General features: G+C 45.1%; 23 protein-coding genes. 22 read left to right on the top strand and 1 reads right to left on the bottom strand.

Translation table 11 applies throughout. The features are described 5' to 3' along the window. Positions 1-219: 219 nt before the first annotated feature. From hisC to J2Z65_RS05545, 15 genes are all read left to right on the top strand, one after another. On the top strand, positions 220-1320 hold the full coding sequence (gene hisC, locus J2Z65_RS05615) for a histidinol-phosphate transaminase (protein WP_167053815.1): 1101 nt from the start codon (positions 220-222) through the stop codon (positions 1318-1320). 21 nt (positions 1321-1341) lie between these two features. Further along, positions 1342-2430 carry a prephenate dehydrogenase gene (locus J2Z65_RS05610; protein ID WP_167053817.1) on the top strand — a complete coding sequence of 363 codons (1089 nt, stop codon included), beginning with the start codon at positions 1342-1344 and terminating at the stop codon, positions 2428-2430. 160 nt (positions 2431-2590) lie between these two features. Then, complete coding sequence (locus J2Z65_RS05605; RefSeq protein WP_167053819.1) at positions 2591-3448, top strand: polysaccharide deacetylase family protein; 858 nt, start codon at positions 2591-2593, stop codon at positions 3446-3448. A gap of 425 nt (positions 3449-3873) precedes the next feature. Next, positions 3874-4455, top strand: a complete 582-nt coding sequence (locus J2Z65_RS05600) for an RNA polymerase sigma factor (RefSeq protein ID WP_145655289.1) — start codon at positions 3874-3876, stop codon at positions 4453-4455. 7 nt (positions 4456-4462) lie between these two features. Then, the gene (locus tag J2Z65_RS05595) at positions 4463-5092 is read left to right on the top strand and encodes an anti-sigma factor family protein (protein WP_167053821.1); all 630 of its coding nucleotides are present in this window, start codon (positions 4463-4465) and stop codon (positions 5090-5092) included. 48 nt (positions 5093-5140) lie between these two features. After that, positions 5141-5725, top strand: a complete 585-nt coding sequence (locus J2Z65_RS05590) for a histidine phosphatase family protein (RefSeq protein WP_167053823.1) — start codon at positions 5141-5143, stop codon at positions 5723-5725. A gap of 136 nt (positions 5726-5861) precedes the next feature. After that, entirely contained in the window at positions 5862-7016 is a 1155-nt protein-coding gene (locus tag J2Z65_RS05585; protein ID WP_167054425.1) for a hypothetical protein, read from the top strand. A 173-nt stretch (positions 7017-7189) separates the two neighbouring features. Then, positions 7190-7378 (top strand): IDEAL domain-containing protein, encoded by a 189-nt coding sequence (locus J2Z65_RS05580; protein WP_167053825.1) that lies wholly within the window; start codon positions 7190-7192, stop codon positions 7376-7378. A 146-nt stretch (positions 7379-7524) separates the two neighbouring features. After that, on the top strand, positions 7525-8664 hold the full coding sequence (locus J2Z65_RS05575) for an LCP family protein (RefSeq protein WP_167053827.1): 1140 nt from the start codon (positions 7525-7527) through the stop codon (positions 8662-8664). 72 nt (positions 8665-8736) lie between these two features. Continuing rightward, positions 8737-9168 (top strand): DUF2487 family protein, encoded by a 432-nt coding sequence (locus J2Z65_RS05570; RefSeq protein WP_167053829.1) that lies wholly within the window; start codon positions 8737-8739, stop codon positions 9166-9168. A 281-nt stretch (positions 9169-9449) separates the two neighbouring features. Beyond that, a complete protein-coding gene (locus J2Z65_RS05565; protein WP_167053831.1) occupies positions 9450-9995 on the top strand; it encodes a QcrA and Rieske domain-containing protein in 546 nt (181 codons plus the stop codon). Between the two features lie 17 nt (positions 9996-10012). Next, the gene (qcrB, locus tag J2Z65_RS05560) at positions 10013-10684 is read left to right on the top strand and encodes a menaquinol-cytochrome c reductase cytochrome b subunit (RefSeq protein ID WP_127451419.1); all 672 of its coding nucleotides are present in this window, start codon (positions 10013-10015) and stop codon (positions 10682-10684) included. A 20-nt stretch (positions 10685-10704) separates the two neighbouring features. Continuing rightward, positions 10705-11595 carry a c-type cytochrome gene (locus tag J2Z65_RS05555; protein WP_167053833.1) on the top strand — a complete coding sequence of 297 codons (891 nt, stop codon included), beginning with the start codon at positions 10705-10707 and terminating at the stop codon, positions 11593-11595. Positions 11596-11657: 62 nt separating this feature from the next. Next, positions 11658-12320: a DUF1405 domain-containing protein gene (locus tag J2Z65_RS05550; RefSeq protein WP_240159516.1), complete on the top strand. Its 663-nt coding sequence runs from the start codon at positions 11658-11660 to the stop codon at positions 12318-12320. Between the two features lie 66 nt (positions 12321-12386). Beyond that, the gene (locus J2Z65_RS05545) at positions 12387-13271 is read left to right on the top strand and encodes a sporulation protein YpjB (RefSeq protein WP_167053835.1); all 885 of its coding nucleotides are present in this window, start codon (positions 12387-12389) and stop codon (positions 13269-13271) included. A gap of 270 nt (positions 13272-13541) precedes the next feature. Here J2Z65_RS05545 and J2Z65_RS05540 read toward each other — a convergent pair whose 3' ends face one another. Further along, positions 13542-14414: a YitT family protein gene (locus tag J2Z65_RS05540; RefSeq protein WP_167053837.1), complete on the bottom strand. Its 873-nt coding sequence runs from the start codon at positions 14412-14414 to the stop codon at positions 13542-13544. 113 nt (positions 14415-14527) lie between these two features. On the opposite strand from J2Z65_RS05540, the gene J2Z65_RS05535 reads away from it, so the two are divergent. The 7 genes from J2Z65_RS05535 to J2Z65_RS05505 all read left to right on the top strand — a co-directional run bounded on the left by J2Z65_RS05535 (position 14528) and on the right by J2Z65_RS05505 (position 19950). Further along, complete coding sequence (locus J2Z65_RS05535) at positions 14528-14866, top strand: nucleotide pyrophosphohydrolase (protein WP_167053839.1); 339 nt, start codon at positions 14528-14530, stop codon at positions 14864-14866. A 62-nt stretch (positions 14867-14928) separates the two neighbouring features. Continuing rightward, positions 14929-15438, top strand: coding sequence for a tetratricopeptide repeat protein (locus J2Z65_RS05530; protein ID WP_167053841.1), 510 nt, complete (start codon positions 14929-14931; stop codon positions 15436-15438). A gap of 27 nt (positions 15439-15465) precedes the next feature. Continuing rightward, positions 15466-16269, top strand: a complete 804-nt coding sequence (gene dapB, locus J2Z65_RS05525) for a 4-hydroxy-tetrahydrodipicolinate reductase (protein ID WP_167053843.1) — start codon at positions 15466-15468, stop codon at positions 16267-16269. A 26-nt stretch (positions 16270-16295) separates the two neighbouring features. Then, positions 16296-16715 (top strand): methylglyoxal synthase, encoded by a 420-nt coding sequence (locus J2Z65_RS05520; protein ID WP_167053845.1) that lies wholly within the window; start codon positions 16296-16298, stop codon positions 16713-16715. 1 nt (position 16716) lies between these two features. Continuing rightward, on the top strand, positions 16717-17409 hold the full coding sequence (bshB1, locus tag J2Z65_RS05515) for a bacillithiol biosynthesis deacetylase BshB1 (protein ID WP_167053847.1): 693 nt from the start codon (positions 16717-16719) through the stop codon (positions 17407-17409). A 19-nt stretch (positions 17410-17428) separates the two neighbouring features. Then, positions 17429-18601 carry an N-acetyl-alpha-D-glucosaminyl L-malate synthase BshA gene (gene bshA, locus J2Z65_RS05510; protein ID WP_167053849.1) on the top strand — a complete coding sequence of 391 codons (1173 nt, stop codon included), beginning with the start codon at positions 17429-17431 and terminating at the stop codon, positions 18599-18601. A 26-nt stretch (positions 18602-18627) separates the two neighbouring features. Continuing rightward, a complete protein-coding gene (locus J2Z65_RS05505; protein ID WP_167053851.1) occupies positions 18628-19950 on the top strand; it encodes a CCA tRNA nucleotidyltransferase in 1323 nt (440 codons plus the stop codon). Positions 19951-20022: the final 72 nt, after the last annotated feature.

Raw genomic sequence — 20022 nt, 5'->3', positions numbered from 1 at the left:
TCCCTCTAGACACCTTGTCTAGGGGGATTTTTAAAAATTACCTATTTACTGTTAAGCGTTAAAGCAGTACACTATTATTTGTTGATCGTTGAGACATTTGTCTCAAATGAGTAGAATAAGCAGTATTCCTTCTACATAAAAGGAACCATATTTTACAAAGCTGTTATTTTTGTGGGACAATTACAAGGTTCGGACAACTAATTGATGAGGTGACTACCAATGAAACCGAAACAAACCATTGTACATTTGCCGGTCTATCAGCCGGGTAAACCTATTGAAGAAGTGAAAAGAGAATTAGGATTAACAGAAGTGATTAAGCTTGCATCCAATGAAAATCCATTCGGCTCTTCGCCTAAAGCGAGAGCGGCGATCGAGGCTGAAATTGCGAACATTAGCTTATATCCGGATGGCGGAGCTGTTGAATTGACAGAGGCAGTAGCCGAGTACCTCGGAGTGAATACGAACCAACTCATTTTTGGAGCAGGTTCCGATGAGGTTATTCTCATGCTAGCCCGCGCTTTCCTCGTACAAGGCGATGAAACGGTGATGGCTACCCACACCTTCCCGCAATATAAGCACAATTGTGAGATTGAAGGAGCTGTATCCATTGAGGTCCCATTGAAAGATGGTACGCATGATTTGGATGGCATGCTGGCTGCGATTACAGACCGTACGAAGATCGTATGGATTTGTAATCCGAATAATCCGACCGGTACGATGAATACGGATGCGGAAATTAAAGCATTTTTAGCAAAAGTTCCTGAGCATGTGTTGGTCGTTCTGGATGAGGCATATTGTGAGTACAATACGACTGGACAATTCCCGGATAGTATCGAGTTTATCGGCCAGTACCGGAATGTCATTGCACTGCGTACTTTTTCAAAAATATACGGTTTGGCTTCGCTGCGAATCGGTTATGGGGTCGGGCACCCGGATGTTATTAGATCGATTAATCAAGTTCGCGAGCCTTTCAACACGACTAGATTTGCACAAGCTGCTGCACTTGCGGCCATTAAGGACCAAGATTTCATCGCTAGCTGCCGCGAAGCGAATACGGCAGGTCTGAATTACTTAACAGAGCAATTCAACGAGATGGGATTACAGGCTTTCCCAGCTCACGGAAACTTCATTATGGTTAATGTAGGGCGTCCTGCAGGTGACGTATTTAATGGTTTGTTGCGTAGAGGAATTATTGTCCGCGGCGGACATATGCTTGGCTTCCCAACATCGCTTCGAGTTACAATCGGCTCGCGGGAACAGAATGAGAAATTCATAGCAGCTCTGCAGCAGGTGCTGGCCGAGGTCGCTGTACAAGCCTAATACAATTTAAAGGTTGATCTTATGACGAAAATTGCGATATTTGGCGTAGGGCTTATTGGCGGTTCACTAGCCTTATGTTACAAAGGAAAACCAGGTTTTACCGTTGTCGGCCATTCACCGAATCCGAAATCAGTGGAGAAGCTGCTTAAACGGAATGTGGTTGATGTGGCAACAACTAGCATGGCTGAGGCAGTGGATGGAGCGGATTACATCTTTCTATGCGTACCGGTAGGGATGCTAGAGGACTATGTGCAGCAGTTGATGAAGCTTCCGTTGAAGAAAGGATGCATCATTACGGATGTTGGCAGTACCAAAGCTTCCATTACGGAAAGTGCCGAAACCATTGTGAAGGAAGGCGTCTACTTTATTGGAGGTCATCCAATGGCAGGCTCCGAACGCCACGGTGTAGAGGCAGCCTCATCGCATCTTTTTGAAAATGCGTTCTACGTACTGACGCCAGCAGAGGGGACGCCTCAATCTGAGGTTGACCGCTTAACCGAGCTTCTCAAGACAACGAAAGCCCAAATCGTGCAAGTTGGCGCTAGGGAACACGACGATATCGTTGGTGCGATCAGTCATCTGCCGCATATAATTGCTGTTGCTCTTGTTAACCAAGTAAGAGGGTATAACGAAACGAATCCGTTGTATCAGAATCTGGCTGCAGGCGGCTTCAGAGACATCACACGCATTGCATCCAGTGAGCCGATGATATGGCGGGATATTCTTGTAAACAATCGCCAGGTGCTGCTTAAGCTTCTTAGCGATTGGAATCTGGAAATTTCGCGTTTCGTGGAGCTGCTTGAGAATAGCGATGGCGAGGGAATCGTTGAACAATTTCGTATTGCCGGCGAGTTCAGAAGTCAACTGCCTGAGCGCAGAAAAGGTATGATTACGTCATTGTTTGATATTTATGTGGATATTCCTGATCATCCTGGTATTATCGGACAAATTACGACATTATTAGGTAATGCTAGAATTAATTTGAGCAATATCCAAATCATTGAGAGCCGTGAAGACGTTCCTGGCATTCTACGTTTATCATTCCGTAATCAGGAAGACGCGGATCGTGCTGGCGAGCTGCTTAGTGGTCCATATGCGGTTCATGTTTAACATCGTTTATACCAAGAGATGAGCTGGTTCCTACGGGAATCAGCTTATTTTTTATTCTATTGAAAGTGATTCTCAAAAAAAAAACTTCGTGCTATAATGACATCGTTCTTATTTATAATACAAAACTTATACGTGTGGGGCGAACGAAATGAGGATCTGGATGATGTTGAAAAGTGCGTTAATTATTGTTGTTATTTTTGTTAATTTTTTCCCCTCATTTGTAAGTGCGAACAATGTCATCTATTCGAAGGAAGTCGCAGTACTCGTTTACCACCACATTGATGATCAAGTGCAGGGATCTGTGACGATCTCAACGAAATTATTTGAGCGGCAGCTAAGTGCGCTTCAGCGGCAGGGGTACAATTTTATTACGATGGATCAGTTCAAAAGTTTTATGAAAGATGGTGCTAGAATTCCTGATAATGCCGTTCTGATCACCTTTGATGATGGGTATGAAAGCTTTTACACGAATGCTTATCCCATTCTCAAAAAGATGCGTATTCCAGCGGTTAATTTCGTTATTACAAAAGATTTGGACAACCCGACAGCGACCTTGCTGCCGTCCTTATCCAGAGATCAAATCAGGAAAATGAGAAAAGAATTTTCGAATATTGATTTTCAACTTCATTCCGACCAATTGCATGCCATGAAAGATGGCAAACCGATGCTGAATAACAAGCTAACGGTGAATGGCTCAACTGAAACAGATGAAGATCTCAGACAAAGGGTCATTTCGGATACCAAAACTTGTATCGCAAAACTTAAAGAAGTCAATGGAGCTAAATCTATCGACTCTTATGCTTATCCTTTTGGCAGTTATGATGATTTTACGATTTCCTACCTCACTGAAGCAGGAGTCAAATATGCATTCACGACCAAGGCGGGCTTAACATCTGTTCAAACGGATCCCATGCAGATTCCACGCATTAATGCAGGTAGTCCCTATATTCGGCCTCATTCCATTAATAATTTAATTAATCAATCACAAAGGCAAAAGTTGGAAGGAACCAAAGCTTAGTTGAAAAAAGAAACGGTAAACGTTTTCAAAATAGTCATTGACAGAATGAAACCGTATACATATAATAAAAGTACAGTATGGTTTCTCTCCACTCCTATCCGATAATCGCACCATAAGTGCAGCCGCCAATTTGGCGGTTTTTTTTTTGCTTACAGATACCATATTTTTCTGAAATTATTATATAATGGATAGGGTGAGTTATTGCTTTAACTAGACAAGCTTTAAAAATGAATTTTTTTCAACAATTTGTCGAATCGAGCAGGAATTTCACGATCGATCGAGAAGGTTTATTATGGACGTTTTTTACATAAAGATCCATTCACATTTATTTTACAAATGATCGCAACTTTTCACTCTAACTGCAGTACAACATGTATGAGCAGTTGGAGTGGTACCCGGGAACTTGTTAGGAGGGTCGCCACGTAATGACCGATTCCCAATTGATCAGAGAAATCAAGGATGGAAATGTTCAGCTGTATGACGAGCTTATGCGTCGTTACGAGCGTAAAATCCTTGCCTTCATCTTTCATATGCTCAAAAGTACACAAATGGAAGCTATCGCTGAAGACTTGTGTAATGAAACATTTTATAAAGCGTATCGCAGTTTGCATTCCTTTCGTGAAATTGAAGCTTCCTTTTCTACCTGGTTGTATACAATTGCCCGGAATACGGTTTTGAGTGAGCTGCGCAAAAATAAAAGTGTGCAAGTTTCGTTAGAGCAAAGCGGATTGACACCACATGCTTCTTTTGATGCCATGCCGGAGCAAGCCATGCTGCGAAACGAGAAAGTATCGATGGTTCGAGATGCGATTAATAGTTTGCCGGAGAAACAAAGGTCAGCTTTGATATTAAGAGAGTATGACCAGATGGATTATCAGGAAATCGCCAACATTTTAGGTCAAACTGTAAGCTCGGTCAAATCGTTATTGTTCCGAGCAAGAGCGTCAGTCAAGTTACAGTTGGACCCATACTTCAGTGAACCGATATTCGAAGAATCGAAGGGATGAAACAGCGATGAAGTGTAGTGAGATCCAGGAATTATTTGGGGTATATTGGGATTTGCCGAATGATGACCTGCGACGTACCGCGGTGGATGAGCATATTGCGACTTGTGCTGACTGTGCAGAAGAGTTTCTTATCTGGGAGGAAAGTACGATACTCATTCGTACGGCTGCAGTCGAGAGCGAACTTCCTGATTATGAACCGATGGTTTCAGGCAAGGTCATGAGTCGAATTTATGAGGATGAATCCTGGCGTATCCCGGTTTCTGAGCGCATGTATACGATCTCTTACAAGCTTCGCCGTAATCTTACAGCTGTCATTGCTTTTTGTTTAGCCTTATTCGTATTTAGCTTTTTGTTTGCTGTGGTGTATGACGGGACACCGAAATCATCCATAGCTGCTGCTGATAATACGTTATTTGATCTACAGGCGCCTCAAGCCATGAAATCCACAGGCTCTGAATCTATGAATGGCCACAAAATGGGGGATGCGGTAGCCAGTTTAAACCCTAGCTTCATGGAACCATTACGTTTCCACGTTGGTCCGATACATTCGTATCCTCATTATTTACTGGTTGTTTCAATTTTAGGTTTAATTGCAACAATTATCATTATGAACTGGTTATCACGAACGAAAGCGTAATGCTCCGGAAGGGGCATTTTTCATTTTATGATTAGTGGGGGATATCAAATGACAACAATTGGCTTTATCCGGCATGGAAGTACGGAATGGAATCGTTTAGGTAAACTACAAGGACAGTTGGATACGGATTTGACAGACGAAGGAAGAGAACAAGCCAGGTTGCTTGGACTAAGATTAGCCAATGAAACATGGGACGGGATTATCAGCAGTGATTTAAAAAGAGCGAAGGAAACGGCGCAAATCATCTCGAAGATGTCGGGAATACCCATTATCGGGACGGATAATAGGCTGCGAGAGCGTAAATATGGACAGGTGGAAGGAACTACTGCAGCCGAAAGAGAAGAGCGCTGGGGGCCGGAATGGAAGCTTCAGGATCTGGGCCAGGAGTCGGATGATGAGCTTTGGAAACGTTGGTCGGAGCTAGAAACAGAAATACTTGAGGCATATCCGACCCAGAAAATATTGTTGGTCTCTCATGGCGGATTCATTGTGCAGGTGCTCAGAGTTTTACGCATGGACAGCGAGCAATTCCTGCAAAATACGTCATTAACGATACTGCTGCGTCAAGAAAACGGGTGGGAGCTTGAGTTATATAACTGTTTATCTCACTTGGAAACCGTACATGAACAATAACTGAACAGGAAGCATGACTCGAAAGTGGAGTCGTGCTTTTTTTGTTTGCCTTGGAATATTTTCGGGAAAAAACCCCATAATGGTTACTAGAAACCACGGAGCTGAAAGCTTCGCCAAATGGGGGATGTAGATGGAAATGAACCTAGCGGACATGCTCAGCTACGCCGATATTCACGAGCTAGGCCGCATAGCTCATACCTACGAGTGTGAGTGCAATGGCCATTCTAAGAATGAGTTGATTCAATCTATTTTGAGTACAGCGCTGCGCAGAGAAATTTTTGAAAAGCATATTCAAGGTTTGAACATCGAAGATATCCGATTTCTAAATTCGCTGCTCTTTGATCCTCGCAATGCATTCAGTATCGAAGAACTGATCGCTAGAGTTCAACAATCGCGGTTTCAAAAGGAAGAATCGGGTGAGTGGAATCCCCGCGACATGGTCATTAAATTTAAAAAGCTCGGCTGGCTGTTTAACGGGTATTCGCAGCAAACGAAATTTTTGTTTCACGTGCCAAATGATTTGAAACGAAAATTTAGTGAAGTGCTCACAGGACAATTTAAGCAAAGCTTGAAGCTGACCAATGAGCCGAGTGTTTATCGGGATGAGCAACAACTCTTGGTGGATGATATCTTTCATTTTTTGACGTACATTTCTCATCAGCACGAAATACCTCTTACAGCGGAAGGGGCGATGTACAAGCGGCAGCTTCAACAACTGCTTGACCGGTTGTCTGTGCAGGAAGAAATGGTGACGAAAGGTTCTTGGCGTTTCGGGTATGGACGTATGTTTAAAGACTATCCGAATCGATTCTCTTTCATCTATGATTACTGCTACTACCGCCAGTTGATCAGTGAACAGGCCCAATCGCTCCAATTAACGGAAGAGGGAAAAATGCGCCTGCTGGAAGGGAAAAAAGAAAATCTGGCAGATGTGTACAAGTTCTGGCTGCGACTTTACAAAAATCCGATTCCCAATGTACAAAGCCTCGCGGGATGGGTTGACCGTCTCAGCAGTCAATGGGTCACATTTGAATCATTGAGTGGTGTGCTCTGTAAATTGGTTAAGCCATTTTACTATGATAGTTCAGAGTCTATTGTGGAACAACGCATTTTACAAATGATGATGCATTTGGGGCTCATTCGGATTGGAGAAGATCATGAGAGCGGCATGGTGGTACAGGTTACCAAGCTTGGAGCTAAAGTGATTCAAGGCACTTTTGTGGCCGAAGAAGATAAGGTGGTTCTCTTTCTGGATCAAGAGAGTGCACGATTCAAAGGGGACGGGAAGTAGTAGGTATAAACACATTCCTGACCAATCGGGCTTTTGAAGGAAGCGCTAATGTACAGAATGAATATGATAAAGTAGGAGCCACAGGGGTTGGCAGGCACCAAGAAACAGACTTTCATGTTTTTGCGAAAAAGAAGCTCCTGACAAACCGCGTATAACATTTGGAGGTAGGTCTCATGGGAAAAATGAATGTATCTAACAACGCGCTGCTGGCACTTTTCGCGGAAATGGTTTGGGATGATGCCATTCGCAAATATAAAGAACAAAATCTCTATAAAGAGATTGACCTTGCGTTAGCAAAAGGGGATCAACCGACATTTCTTGCTCTTACATCTGAGCTTAAAACGCTGCAATCTTCTGGATAACTGGTCTTGCAGGAAAAGTATGGTAGAAAAGATGTGTGAATTCATTTCACATGTCTTTTTTTGCTGTAAAGATGATAAAAAAGAACTATTTTGTTTTGTCGTGCGTCCATTAATTAGACTATACTGCGGACAAAAGGAGAAAACAAATGAGAAAGCTCTTGAAAAACATGCGGAAACGTAAAGTCTTGACGGCATTTATTCTTATCACATTTTTAATTGTCGGGTCTGCATCCGGATATGCCGTTTTTCTGATGAACAAATGGAATCAAACTCTTGATCAAATAGCTGCTCCGGAAGTGTCGACTACAGACGACTTACATACAGGTGAAATACCGCTAACTCAAACATCCCAAATATCAAATACGAATGAAGTCGAAGAGAAGCCGCTTACCTTGCTGCTTACGGCTATTGATGAGCGAGAGGGCAGCGAAGGTTCAAGAAATACGGATGTCATGATGCTCTTTCGTATAGACCCAGTCACCCATCAAGGGACAGTGGTGTCGATCCCAAGAGACCTGGAGATTGTTGCTGACAAGTCCGGTTTAGAAACATCGCATAAAGCTAATTATTTCTATGCTTATTATTATAATAAGAATAAAGACACGGCACTAGATGAAACGAAACAACTGTTTAGTAGAGTATATCAAGTTCCAATTGATTATATGGCTGTCATTAATTTTGATGGATTTCGTAAGCTCATTGATCAATTTGGGGGCATGACGGTTGATGTCGATATGGATATGCGATACCAAGACGAAAGCGATGGTACGGATATTAATTTGAGAAAAGGCACGCAGATCTTGAATGGCAAGCAAGTACTTGATTTTATTCGCTACCGCAAATCAAATTTGGGCACAGCGGAATCGTCAGACATCGTGCGGAACGAGAGAGAACAGCTTGTACTCAATCAATTGCTTGATAAATTGACTTCACTGAACGGCCTTACCGCATGGGCTAATTTGCTCGATATTATGGGAAGCTCTATTAAAACGGATATTCCAGCGGATGAACTGCGAACATTGACGAAATCGTACCGTGACTACAAACCCGCGAACGTAAACTATATACATCTGGATGGGGAATGGCAAAGTCCTTATCTAGTCGTGAAACAGCAGGACTTGGAAGAAGCGCTTGAAGCATTGCGCGGACAATCGGACAGCTCATTCGATAGTTCATTTGACAGTTCAATGGATAGCTCGATGGATAACTCAATGGATAACTCAATGGATAACTCAATGGATAACTCAATTGAACGCTCAATTGACAGTCGGGTAAGGACAGATTAAAGTGTACAAGAAGAGTTGGGTAATGCTACATAGCGAAAGCTTTTTTGGCAAAAGATAGAGGGGGAAGTCCTGTTGAAGTTCAATGATATTCCAGCACAAGATTGGCCCGATTTAAAACCATATTTGGATACATGCTTGCTGCCAGTAACGGGGTTGACGGGTTTTGAAGACCCGGCAACTGTGACATTAGCGCTGGAACAGCTTCGAGATGCACTCGAAACCATCGAAATCCCCTACAAGGGAAGGGTAGTGACATACCCAGCGCTGCATTACATGACGGCTGTGAATATGAGAGACCAGCTTGAAGCTCTCTCACTTCATTTAAAAAGGATGGGATTCCGCTATGTCATCGTACTAACCATACATACAGAAGCTGCAGCCTGGAAAGCGGATCAAACCGATTTGTTGATTGCTGTCGATATGGAGCAGTGGTCAAGCCAATCCGAACAGATCAAATCAAGTATTTCCAAGCAAGTTCAGCACTTATGGCAGCATAGTGATTAACTTTATCTGTTAAGCGTATTATTGGAAAAAAAATTGTGCAGGATAAGGGGAGTAATGGCGTACATTGGCTGCCAAAAAGTTGTGACAATTTCGTTAAAATTTGTCCGAACGCCAAGTTTTCAATGGCTCAAAAGGAGTTCTGGATTCTTGACGACCCAGTAGTCGTAGGCTATTATTAGTAATGTCCTAGTTATGTAGTGTAATGTCGAACGACACGTGATAGAGGTAACTGACGTCCGAGAGGGTTGGACATCGGCCAATGTAGGAGGGTAGACCTGAGAATGAGTGATCATAACAATCACAAAGAAGAACAGCACGGGAAGAAACCCGGGACAAAACGCGAAATGTCTCGTCGACAATTTCTTTCTTACACCCTTGGTGGCGCTGGAGGATTCATGGGGGCCGGCATCATTATTCCAATGATACGGTTTGCGGTAGATCCTGTGCTTCAAAAGAAGTCAGAATCGGATTGGGTAAAAGTTGTCGAAGAAAGTAAAATTACAAATGTACCACAATCATTTACGTTCCAAGTTCATCAGGTAGATGGTTGGTACGAGAGTGATGCTGAGTTGGTGGCGTGGATTTCCAAGGACAGCAGCGGAAAGCTGTTTGCATTGAATCCAACTTGTAAGCACCTTGGATGTACGGTCAACTGGAACGATAACCCGGCTTACAAAGATCAGTATTTCTGTCCTTGTCATGGTGCTCACTATACGCAAGACGGTAAGAACCTTGCTGTAGCACCTAAACCTTTGGACGAATACACAACCAAAGTAGAGAATGGTTTCGTTTATGTGGGACAACTGCATGCTAACACAAGAGTATAAGGAGGCGTCACAGTCAGATGTTTAAAAATGTATACAACTGGATTGACGAACGTCTTGATATTACGCCTATGTGGAGGGATGTAGCAGATCATGAGGTTCCAGAACACGTAAACCCTGCTCATCATTTTTCCGCTTTCGTGTATTGCTTCGGCGGATTGACGTTTTTCATTACAGTTATTCAAATTTTGTCAGGTATGTTCTTAACGATGTATTACACACCTGATATCATCAATGCTTATGCAAGCGTTGACTACTTACAACATAAAGTAGCTTTCGGTGTTATCGTCAGAGGTATGCACCACTGGGGAGCTAGTTTAGTTATCGTAATGATGTTCTTACATACCCTGCGCGTGTTCTTCACAGGTTCTTACAAAGCACCACGTGAAATGAACTGGGTGGTAGGCATGCTCATTTTCTTCGTTATGTTAGGTCTTGGTTTTACGGGATACCTGCTTCCATGGGATAACAAAGCATACTTTGCTACACAAGTAGGTATGAAAATTGCAGCGTCCGTACCACTTGCGGGTCCGTATATCGAAACATTGCTGCAAGGCGGAAGCATCGTTGGTGCACAAACACTAACACGTTTCTTCGCCATTCACGTGTTCTTCCTGCCTGGCGTTCTGCTCGCTTTGCTTGCTGGACACTTCTTCATGATTCGCAAACAAGGTATTTCCGGACCGCTATAAATTAGGGAGGGGCGAATAGCGTGGCGCATGGTCATAAGTCTGACGAAAAAATCGTTTACGTCGGGGATTCCCGCGTAATTAAGAAAACACAAGAACAAAGATTGATTCCTCGCGATTACTCCGCGTATCCGGGAAAATCAGAAGCCTTTATTCCAAACTTCTTGTTAAAAGAGTGGATGGTTGGGGTTGTCGTACTGGTTGGTATGTTAGTGCTGGTAATGTCTGATCCGGCTCCGTTAGGTTATCCAGCGGATCCTAAGAATACAGCGTTCATTCCGATGCCGGATTGGTACTTCTTGTTCATGTATCAATTATTGAAATATCCGTATACTTCCGGCGATTATGTTGTACTCGGCGCGGTTGTTGTACCAGGTCTATTATTTGGCGGCTTGATGCTAGCTCCGTTCTTGGATACGGGGAAAGAGCGTCGTTTCTATAGAAGACCAATCGCTTCAAGCTTGATGATTTTATCTCTAATCGCTTGTACATACCTGACGTACACATCTTGGGATCACTACCAATTTGAGTTGAAAGAGAAAAACATCATTCCTGAGCACATCAAGCGTGAAGAAGAACTGCACGCAAACAAAGGTGCAGCTGCTGGCGGCGGTGCTGCTAAGGATACGAAGAAAGCTCCTGCTATCGTGGCAGCTGATGATCCGGGTGCTGAAATCTACAAAAAAGCAACTTGCTTGTCCTGTCATGGTGCTGGACTCAAAGGTATGCCGGCTTCAGGCGTACCGGCGCTGCTTGGTGTAGGCGACAAACATCCTCAGGATGAAATCTTGAACATCATCAAAAACGGTAAGGGTAACATGGGTAAACAATACCAGGCAAACATTGATAAAGGCTTATCAGATGCCGATATTACGAAGCTTGCTGAGTGGTTATCCAAACAAAAGGCCCAATAAAATAGGAAGCCTGATCGCGAATGCGGTCAGGTTTTTTTAAATCAGTTGAAGGAGGAGCTTGCTTGCATCAAGGAGTGTCCATTTCTTATTTTTGGAGTAAGGATTTTTTATTGAGCAAAAAAATGCTTTGGCTGTTTTTTATCACGAACCTGCTAGGGACAGTGTATGGTTACGAGTGGTATTGGCTTCAAATGGTGGACACAATTGCCGAAAAACCGCTGTGGTACGTTTACTTCGTACCTGACAGCCCGACAGCCAGTTTATTCTTCACTTTGTCGGTCGGTTACTTGATCATAGATCGTTCAAAAGGCAATGGAAACGGAAAGATTTATCAGGCTATCCGAGGCTTTGTCGAAGCTTTTGCTCTAATTACTTCATTTAAGTATGGCATCTGGGCAGTGACGATGATTTGGGCTGGCGCCTGGCAGGGAGTTCCTGTAGGCTGGGACGGCTGGATGCTGACTTGCTCGCATTTAGCAATGGCTGTGGAAGCGCTGTTATTTGTAAGGTGGTATACCTACCGTGTGCCGGCAATCCTGATCGTGGCGTGCTGGACGTTGTGGAACGATTTCATGGACTACGAACGTGGAGTATTCCCTAGGTTGCCTGAAGTGCTTGTGGACAATTATTATGCGAACATCGAAGGGTTTACAATCGGCTTAAGTATTACTGGCATTTTGCTCGCTTTCATTTGTTTGCGTTTACGCCAAAAGAAACCTATATAAACATAGAACTGATGGTCTAAATTGGGACGAACCTCCATATGATGATGGTGAAGGAGGGGATGTCCCATGTTTATGTTATCCGGGGGAATAAAACGACTGACGGTCACATTTTTGCTGGCAGCAGTTGTTAGTATAAGTTCTGCATGCGCAGCTAGCACCAGTACGAGCGGACAAGCCGTTAAGCCAGTGGATCCACAACAGGTGCAAAGGGTTGAGTTTTTGAATCAAATTGCCGATGAAATGTACAAGCAAACGATGGACGGTCAAGTGCTTGAGGCAAGAAATAAGCTTATGCAGATGTCCGATCAAATCCCCAAAATACAATTTGAAGGTATTACATCGGTGGAGGGGCTTAATGCATTAACGGAAACGATTACGCAAGCGAAAAGGGTCTATAATGCCGTGAACTATTCGCCGGAAGAAGCCCAAATGGCTGTTGCCAAAATACGACTTGCAACAGATGCTCTTACACATAAGAATCAGCCAATGTGGCTGCAATATTATAAAGTGCTTCAAAATGACACGGCAGCTTTAACCCAAGATGTCAAATCGGGGAAACAGCAAGAAGCCATTGCCAGCTTCGGTAAGCTTTCTCAGCATATTGCGATCATTCATCCTTCGTTATTAATTAGCCGTGAGGCGTCCTCCGTCGAGAAGCTGGATTCTGTCCTTCTCTTTTTGCGAAAAAACATAAATAGCCAGCCCATGGCTGTCCGCCAAGCAGATTCAGGGTTAGACCAACTGGGTCATGTGCTTGATGAATTATTTTTGAAAAATAAGGATGCTATTGCTTTCGTACCGATAACAGATCCTAAACATCCTATTATCTGGTCTGCAGGAATTGGGCTAATCATCGTTAGCGTTCTGTCCTACGTGGGCTGGCGAATGTACCAATCCGGGCGGCATATCGTCCCAATCAAGCAATCGCGAGAAAAGGAACTAGGAGAATAAGTAAAAGGTTGAGCAGATTATGAAATCTGTTCAACCTTTTTTGGCGTTTTAGAATGTCTATGTTTATTAGGGGAACTACGGGCCGCTATTTTGTTAAAAAGATCCCTTTACGTGAGGGAGAGGGAACTAGGGTCCGTTAATTCGCCATTTCGCCTCTAATAAATTCAAAAAACACGATTTCATGAAACGGTTGGAGCCCCTATCCAATTCCTACCCCAGGCTCGAACAAGAAAAGGAACTAGCCGACGAAAGCTAGGTTTTTTTGGTGTTTTATTTCTCTTTAAAGCCTTCACCTATCACATCATGTACCTCACCAATAATGATAAAAGCGCGAGGATCGATCGCATGAATGAGCTCGCGAAGACGCCTCGTTTCGTGACGGTAAACGACGCAGTAGACGACTTCTTTATTATTGCCGGAGTAGGCTCCCCTGGCGGGAAATAATGTTACTCCGCGGTCTAATTCTTTCGTGATCGATTCAGCTAACGAGACTGCCTCATCACTTATGATAGTAAACGCTTTGGCCGCATAGGCACCCTCGGATATGTAATCAATGATGCGTGAAGTAACAAAGACGGCGACGAGAGAGTATAAGACCTTTTCTTTCGGTAAATAGAGAAAAGAGGAGCCAATTACGATTACATCGATAATGAGGATGACTTGTCCGACACTCCACCCCTTTTTCTTATGTCCGATTCGGGCTAAAATGTCTGAGCCGCCTGTTGTGCCACCGAAGCGAAAAACAAGGCCAAGTCCTGTACCGAGAGTAATCCCTGCATAGAGTGTGGCTAAAAAGTAATCCTGTGTGGTATGAAAGGGCACAAGCCAATTCATGCGTATGAGGAGTTCCATCACCCAGAGAAAAAACGATAAGGCAACAACGCCATAAATGGTATACAGCATGGGGCCTTTCCCAAAATTGCGCCAGCCGAGATAAAACAAAGGGATATTGCACAATAATGTAGAGATGGATGGAGGTACGTTAAGCACATATTTCAGAAGCAAGGAGATGCCGGTAACGCCACCCTCCATAAGCTCATTTGAAATAACGAAATAGTGTAAACCAAACGCATAAATCGCCGTGCCGATTGTAATCGCAAGCACATTTGTAAATCGATCAGCAAATCGTTCCCTAAAAATCATTTTTATTCCTCCAAACCTCTGGTTCACATCTGTCAAAAAAATTTGTCAACTTTTCTTGTTTAGTTTAACATAGTAATGATATCTTGGTGAAGATGAAGGAAAGAAGGGTGAACATGTCGGAACGTACGCTTAAAGATATACAGAAAGAAGTCGATACTTATATTTCCCAGTTCAAAGAAGGATATTTCAGTCCTTTGGCTATGTTGGCAAGAATGTCTGAAGAAGTGGGGGAATTAGCCCGCGAGGTGAACCATACCTACGGAGAAAAACCCAAAAAAAGCACAGAAGCGGATAATTCCATTGAACTGGAGCTTGGCGATATTATGTTTATTACGATCTGCTTCGCGAACTCGCTCGGTATTGATTTGACTGAGGCGCATGATAAAATCATGCATAAGTTCAATACGCGAGATGCAGGTAGATGGACTAAAATTAACACCGAAACTACATAACCTTCATAAACTATACCATCCCCACTAACGGGAAACTCACTTTCGATAAGGAGGATGGGCAGATGAATGGAGAAAATCAAATACAGAAAGCATACGAATCCATACTTTCACAAGACTTTGAGAAAGCCATCGAATGGTTTGAAAAAGCAATAGCTGCAGAGCCAAACAATGCTGCCTATCACTACAAACTATCGATAACTTATGCAAGAAGCAACAAGTTGAGCAGTGCCATCGAACACGCTTCAATAGCTGCCCAGCTCGAAGAGGAGAATGAAGCTCACCGCTATCATTTGCAAGTGCTGCACGCCAGAGAATTGGTCGAGAAAGCTCAAAGGCAGTTAAGCACACAAACGGAACATGCGGAACGAGCGATTTTCTTACTGAAGGAAGCGATAGTCCTCGATCCTCTGGCGATCGAAGCCTATCTAATACTAGGCGAAGTTTTTGCCTTCCGGAATGATTATGGGAGAGCCTATCAAACCGTGATGGAAGCGATAAGATTAGAGCCGAATCACGAATTGGCAAAGCAGCAGGCTGCTCGCTACCAGCAAAAGATGAACAATAGATATTGAAACATATACAAAGGAGAAACAATCATTATGGATCGTAAAATACGAGTAGCCGTCATTGGGGCAAGTGGAAGAATGGGGAGAGAGGTTGTGAAGACCGTACTCACGGAGTCCGATATGGAATTAGTGGCGGGAGTTGGCCGCTCCTCTGGCCCAATTGATCTTGGAAGAATGGTAGGGTTCGAAGAATGTGGCGTCAAAATGAGCAATGATTTGGAGCTTGCCTTGACGGAATCCAAACCGGATGTATTAGTGGACTTTACAGGACCGCAAACAGCGTTTTCGCATACAAGTTTGGCGATTCGTTTGGGCATTCGCCCTGTTATGGGGACAACCGGATTTACGCCGCAAGATATTGCTGAGTTGGACAAGCAGTGTCAGGAAAAAGAAATTGGCGGACTTATTGCTCCTAATTTCTCCATTGGCGCGATTTTAATGATGAGATTTGCAGCGCAAGCATCCAAATACTTCCCTCATTTAGAAATTATCGAGTATCATGGCGACCAGAAGTTGGACGCGCCATCAGGAACTTCTGTGAAAACCGCAGAGCTTATTTCGGAAGTCAGAGAAGAGCTTAGACAAGGCAATCCGAAAGAAGAAGAAACAATTGAAGGTTCACGCGGCGGGTATTACAATGGGTTTAGAATACATAGCGTACGTTTACCTGGTATTTTTGCTCAACAGGAAGTAATTATGGCAGAACAAGGGCAGGCGCTTAAGATTAGACATGACTCTTATGACCGTGCAGCCTATATGCCGGGTGTTGCGATTGCTGTGCGTAAAGTCATGACATATAGCGGCATGATTTATGGATTCGAGCATTTTATAGATTAAGAAGCACTAGGGGAGTGGAAGTCAGAATGTTAAATATCGCGCTAATTGCTCACGACCGCAAGAAAGATGAAATGGTGAACTTCGTTACGGCCTATGAGCATGTTTTCGCTGGACACAAATTATATGGAACAGGCACGACAGGGCAGAGGATTATGGATAATACAAAGCTCGATGTTCATCGCTTTATGTCAGGTCCACTTGGAGGAGACCAGCAGATCGGCGCTCTGGTTGCACAGAATGAGATGGATTTAATTATCTTCTTACGCGATCCGCTGATGGCGCAGCCGCATGAGCCGGATATTATTGCACTCTTGCGCTTATGCGACGTTCAGGGAATCCCGTGTGCGACCAATATCGCTACGGCGGAAATCCTCGTAAAAGCGCTGGATCGCGGGGATTTTGCATGGAGAGAACTCGTACATAAATATAAGCCGGGACTTGAATAAGATGAGCGAACAACTAGATATTCTTATTTTTGGCGCACATGCGGACGATGCCGAGATTGGGATGGCCGGAACGATTGCGAAGCATACCGCTCTAGGCTCTCGAGTGGGTATATGTGATTTAACTTATGCGGAAATGTCCTCCAACGGAACCGTAGAGACGAGGATAGAAGAAGCTGAGCAGGCTGCTAAAATATTGGGATTGCGTGTACGAACGAATCTGGGCCTTCCGGATCGAGGCTTGTATGTGACACCTGAACATATTGAGCGGATAACCGCGGAAATTCGGAAGTTTAAGCCAAGAATCGTATTCGCTCCTTATTGGCAGGATCGTCATCCTGATCATATTGCTTGCTCGACACTTATTCAAGAAGCTGTTTTTAATGCAAAGCTGCGCAAATATTTACCGGAGACTGAACCGGTTAATGTGGAGCAGATGTATTTCTATTTTATTAACGATGTGTATGATGCTGACTTTATTGTAGATGTAACCGATTATTACGAGACCAAAACGGCCGCACTGAGCGCCTACCGCTCGCAATTTATTACTGGTCAAGGCACAGTAGCGACACCGCTCAATCAAGGCTATGTAGAACGTGTAGAAGCTCGCGATCGCCTTATGGGACAGAAGCGGATGATTCAGTATGCAGAAGGTTTCGTCTCTAAGCTGCCATTGCTGGTAGATCGATTCGATTGATCGGGGAAAGAGGTGCAATATGAACGACAAACTTAAAATTGGCATCACGTGTTATCCAACGTTAGGCGGTTCAGGAGTTGTTGCTACCGAACTAGGCAAGCTGCTTGCCGAAAAAGGGCATGAGGTTCATTTTATTACTCACAGCATGCCGTTTCGCTTGGGTAAATTTCATAAAAATATTTTTTATCATGAAGTGGAAGTCAGTCAGTATTATGTTTTCCGTTATCCGCCTTACGATCTTTCCCTTGCAAGCAAACTTGCACAGGTCGCCAAGATGGAAGAGCTGGATCTGCTGCATGTTCATTATGCAATTCCGCATGCGGTATGTGCATTGCTTGCAAAGCAGATGGTCGGAAGCAAGCTGAAAGTCGTAACTACGTTGCATGGAACGGATATAACGGTTCTCGGTCAAGATCAATCCATTTCGGATTTGATTCGCTATGCAATTAATGAAAGCGATGCGGTTACGGCTGTGTCGAAGGATTTAATTAAAGAAACAAGGGAATCACTGGATATTGACCGGGATATCGATTTAACATATAACTTCGTCGATAAACGGGTGTATTACCCGCGGGATATTACGAAGCTCAGAGGCGAGTTCGCAAGACCGGAAGAGAAGATTCTTATTCATATCTCTAACTTCAGACCGGTCAAACGGGTTCAGGATGTCGTGGATATCTTTGCAAAAGTAAGCAAGAAGATTCCTTCGCGTCTTTTGTTTGTCGGGGAAGGTCCTGATTTGTCTAAAATGATAGCTAAGGTTAAGGAGCTGGGTCTGAGCGATAAAGTCACGTTCTGCGGCAAGCAGGATGACGTTTCGCAGGTGATTTCGCTTGCGGATGTGATGCTGCTGCCTTCAGAGAAAGAGAGTTTCGGGCTCGTCGCACTGGAAGCTATGGCCTGCGGCGTACCGACCATTGGCTCAAATGCAGGAGGGATTCCTGAGTTGATAACACATGGGGAAACCGGCTATCTTGCTGAAGTGGGCGACACGGACACAATGGCAGAGCATGCGGTGAACTTGCTTAGTAACCAGGTGCATTACGAACAAGTGGTGCAAAATTGTTTGAACCGTGCCAGATATACGTTCTGCAATGATATTACGACCTTGCAATATGAGGAAATTTATTATCGCGTATTGGGAAGAGAGCTTCCGGAATCTCATCGCATTACAGCTTCATCCTGTCAATAAGAGTAGGAAAGCTGGATAGGAGTAACATGTTGGATGCAGGAAAAATATTGGAGAAAGATCGAGGCGCATCCTACGTGCTGGAAAAGCTTACAGAGGCAGGCTATGAAGCCTACCTTGTAGGCGGCTGTGTAAGGGATGCCGTGCTTGACCGGCCGATTAAAGATATCGATATTGCAACATCCGCTTTGCCTGAGCAGGTCATTGCCTGCTTCCCGCGGACCGCGCCGACAGGGCTTCAACACGGAACCGTTACGGTCATCCTCCAGCAGGGGACGTATGAGGTGACGACGTTCCGTAAGGAAGCGGAGTATGAAGGTTTCCGCCGCCCGTCCTCTGTCGCCTACATCTCTGATCTGACGGAGGATTTGAAGCGGCGCGATTTTACGATGAACGCGATGGCGATGGACGGCGCGGGGAATGTTGTCGATCCTTTTGAAGGGCAAAAGGATCTCGCTTTAGGCGTCCTCCGCTGCGTAGGCAAAGCGGAAGAGCGCTTCGGCGAAGATGCGCTGCGCATGCTTCGCTGTATTCGTTTTGCTTCGACCTACGAGCTGCAGGTCGAAGAGAGCACGTGGCAGGCGCTGCTTGCGCAAGCCCCGCTGCTGCGCCATATCGCCATGGAGCGCGTGCGCAGCGAGCTCCAACGCATGATCGACGGCCCAGCCCCCGCGCGGGCTGTGCGGCTGCTCCTGGCGAGCCGCCTCACGGCGTACCTCAAAAAGCAGCTTCCGCTGCCTTTTGAGCGCTGGCTCGCCTGGGACAACGCGCTGGACGCTGTCAGCGCGTTGGAAGAGCAGCATGACCGCTGGTCGATGCTGCTGATGCTCCTGGAGGTGCCGGCGGACATCGTCCGCACGGCGCTCCAGGAGCTGACCTTCTCCCGCGCCGATGGCGACGCGGTATGGGCAGTGCTGGCCCTGCGCGAGGAGGTGGCCGCGCAGTTAAGCGGCGGCGGCGATCCGCAGGACGCCGCCCTACAGACAGACCCGGCTCCGCTAGAGCGGGTCTGGAAGGTTCGCGCGGTGCGCAGCGGCGAAGCCGCGGCCCGCGCGCTGCTGCGGCTGCTGCGCGTGTTGCAGCCGATTGCCGGTCAGCGCGGCGAGCTCGCGCTGTTTCTTGACACAGCAGCGCCGGAGCTGGTGCGCCGCGGGGAAGATTGGCTGCGCGAGGTACCCTGCTTCAGCCTCAAGGAGCTCGCCATATCCGGCAAGGATTTGGCGTCGGAGCTCGGCATGCAGCCGGGCCCATGGATGGGCAAGCTGCTGCAGTTCTTGCTTGAACGAACCGCGCTCGGGGAAATGCCGAACGAGCGGGAATCTCTTCTACAGGCCGCGCGTGCTGCGAAGTAGCAGCGCGCGTGGTTTTTTCAGTAGAAAAGAAAGTATAAGTTTGTTTACTTTGCATAAATAGAGGACTGAAGT

It is taken from the genome of Paenibacillus aceris (assembly GCF_017874035.1).
GTDB classification, from domain to species: Bacteria; Bacillota; Bacilli; order Paenibacillales; family NBRC-103111; genus Paenibacillus_E; species Paenibacillus_E aceris.
The sequence above is the reverse complement of the archived record's forward strand: the minus strand, read 5'-3'. Positions and strand labels throughout refer to the sequence as shown.